We start from the raw sequence: 3,301 nt of genomic DNA, 5'->3' as shown, positions 1-3,301 counted from the left end.
GTTCAGATTAAAGCGTTTTATGTTAATAGAATGTTTTAATCTGAATAAATCAGACGTTCATTAAAAATATGGTAAATAAAGAGGTAACACAAGCGTCTTGTATAGACAAAAAACATATAATTTAAGGCAACTGAGATTATATGGTCAAGAAGAGAAGCGCAAACGGTGGATGCCTTGGCAGTAAGAGGCGATGAAGGACGTGGAATCCTGCGAAAAGCTTCGATGAGCTGGAAACGAGCGATTAATCGAAGATGTCCGAATGGGGGAACCCGGCTGTACGTGAGTATAGTCATCGTTAACTGAATACATAGGTTAACGAAGCGAACTCGGGGAACTGAAACATCTAAGTACCCGAAGGAAAAGAAATCAAAAGAGATTCTCCTAGTAGCGGCGAGCGAACGGGGAAGAGCCTGGCGTGATTTATAGTGCATTGAAATAGAACAGTTTGGGAAGGCTGGCGAGACAGGGTGAAAGCCCCGTATATGAAAGATGCATTAGGAACTAAGTACGCGAACAAGTAGGCCGGGACACGTGAAATCCTGGTTGAATATGGGTGGACCATCATCCAAGGCTAAATACTACTTACTGACCGATAGTGAACCAGTACCGTGAGGGAAAGGCGAAAAGAACCCCGGAGAGGGGAGTGAAATAGAACCTGAAACCGTTTGCGTACAAGCAGTGGGAGCATGGCTTAGGCTGTGTGACTGCGTACCTTTTGTATAATGGGTCAGCGAGTTACTTTCAGTGGCGAGGTTAACTGAATAAGGAAGCCGTAGAGAAATCGAGTCTGAATAGGGCGCGAGTCGCTGTGAGTAGACCCGAAACCGGGCGATCTAGCCATGTGCAGGATGAAGGTTGGGTAACACCAACTGGAGGTCCGAACCGGGTAATGTTGAAAAATTATCGGATGACGTGTGGCTAGGAGTGAAAGGCTAATCAAGCCCGGAGATAGCTGGTTCTCCCCGAAAGCTATTTAGGTAGCGCCTCGTGAATGATTGTTGGGGGTAGAGCACTGTTTCGGCTAGGGGGCTGTCATGGCTTACCAAACCGATGCAAACTCCGAATACCGGCTAATTGAATCACGGGAGACACACGGCGGGTGCTAACGTCCGTCGTGAAGAGGGAAACAACCCAGACCGCCAGCTAAGGTCCCAAAGTACTAGTTAAGTGGGAAACGATGTGGGAAGGCACAGACAGCCAGGAGGTTGGCTTAGAAGCAGCCACCCTTTAAAGAAAGCGTAATAGCTCACTGGTCGAGTCGGCCTGCGCGGAAGATGTAACGGGGCTAAAACTAGTCACCGAAGCTGCGGATGTGCACTAAGTGCACGTGGTAGGGGAGCGTTCTGTAGGCTGATGAAGGTGGATTGAGAAGTCTGCTGGAGGTATCAGAAGTGCGAATGCTGACATGAGTAACGATAATGAGGGTGAAAAGCCCTCACGCCGGAAGTCCCAGGTTTCCTGCACGACGTTAATCGGAGCAGGGTGAGTCGGCCCCTAAGGCGAGGCTGAAGAGCGTAGTCGATGGGAACCAGGTTAATATTCCTGGACTTTTTGTAAGTGGTGATGTGGGGACGGAGAAGGCTAAATGAGCCAGGCGTTGGTTGTCCTGGTACGTGCATGTAGGGGGGTAGACTTGGCAAATCCGGTTTACTATTAACCCTGAGGTGTGATGTGGTGCTGACACTTCGGTGTACAGCGAAGTCATTGATGCCCGGCTTCCAGGAAAAGCTGCTAGCCATAACTTACAGAGAACCGTACCGCAAACCGACACAGGTGGACAGGTAGAGAATACTAAGGCGCTTGAGAGAACTCGGGTGAAGGAACTAGGCAAAATGGTACCGTAACTTCGGGAGAAGGTACGCCCTTGCTGGTTAGTTTACTTGCTAAACGAAGCTGGTGAGGGCCGCAGAGACCAGGTGGCTGCGACTGTTTATTAAAAACACAGCACTCTGCAAATTCGTAAGAAGACGTATAGGGTGTGACGCCTGCCCGGTGCTGGAAGGTTAATTGATGGGGTTATCCGTAAGGAGAAGCTCTTGATCGAAGCCCCAGTAAACGGCGGCCGTAACTATAACGGTCCTAAGGTAGCGAAATTCCTTGTCGGGTAAGTTCCGACCTGCACGAATGGCGTAACGATGGCCACACTGTCTCCACCCGAGACTCAGTGAAATTGAAATCGCTGTGAAGATGCAGTGTACCCGCGGCTAGACGGAAAGACCCCGTGAACCTTTACTATAGTTTTGCACTGGACTTTGATGATAACTGTGTAGGATAGGTGGGAGGCTTTGAAGTATGAACGCTAGTTCATATGGAGCCGACCTTGAAATACCACCCTGTTATTATTGAGGTTCTAACTTGGTCCCCTAATCGGGGATGAGGACAGTGTATGATGGGTAGTTTGACTGGGGCGGTCTCCTCCCAAAGAGTAACGGAGGAGCACAAAGGTACCCTCGGTACGGTCGGACATCGTACCAAGAGCGCAAAGGCATAAGGGTGCTTGACTGCGAGAGCGACGGCTCGAGCAGGTACGAAAGTAGGTCTTAGTGATCCGGTGGTTCTGTATGGAAGGGCCATCGCTCAACGGATAAAAGGTACTCCGGGGATAACAGGCTGATACCGCCCAAGAGTTCATATCGACGGCGGTGTTTGGCACCTCGATGTCGGCTCATCACATCCTGGGGCTGAAGCAGGTCCCAAGGGTATGGCTGTTCGCCATTTAAAGTGGTACGCGAGCTGGGTTTAGAACGTCGTGAGACAGTTCGGTCCCTATCTGCCGTGGGCGTAGGAAAATTGAGAGGAGCTGCTCCTAGTACGAGAGGACCGGAGTGGACGAACCTCTGGTGTACCGGTTGTAACGCCAGTTGCATCGCCGGGTAGCTAAGTTCGGACGGGATAACCGCTGAAAGCATCTAAGCGGGAAGCCTCCCTCAAGATGAGTTTTCCCATGAAGCCCGTTGAAGACTACGACGTTGATAGGCAAGGTGTGGAAGCGCAGTAATGTGTGAAGCTAACTTGTACTAATTGGCTGATTGTCTTGACCATATAATCTGAGTTGCTTTGGGTTGATGAGCAACGCGAGATGAGAAGTGTTACGAGCGCAAAAAAAAAGCGCACTCTTTATTTACCTGATGCGAAATTGCGGTATAATGGCTGCAATGAGCGTTAAACGAGTTTTCCTGGCGACCATAGCGGTCTGGAACCACCTGAATCCATCTCGAACTCAGAAGTGAAACAGACATGCGCCAATGATAGTGTGAGGTCTCCTCATGTGAAAGTAGGTCATCGCCAGGGTTTTATTAAA

At 49.8% G+C, this 3,301-nt stretch carries 2 rRNA genes; both read left to right on the top strand.

Features of this window, described 5'->3' with window-relative positions:
- Positions 1–142: 142 nt before the first annotated feature.
- Positions 143–3,042, top strand: a 23S ribosomal RNA gene (locus tag ACD661_RS16860).
- A gap of 133 nt (positions 3,043–3,175) precedes the next feature.
- Positions 3,176–3,291 (top strand): 5S ribosomal RNA (gene rrf / locus ACD661_RS16855).
- The last annotated feature ends 10 nt before the right edge of the window (positions 3,292–3,301 follow it).

Origin of the sequence: Legionella lytica (assembly GCF_044626755.1) — a bacterium.
In the GTDB taxonomy this organism is placed as follows: domain Bacteria; phylum Pseudomonadota; class Gammaproteobacteria; order Legionellales; family Legionellaceae; genus Legionella; species Legionella lytica_A.
This window is presented reverse-complemented; position numbering and strand designations above follow the sequence as displayed.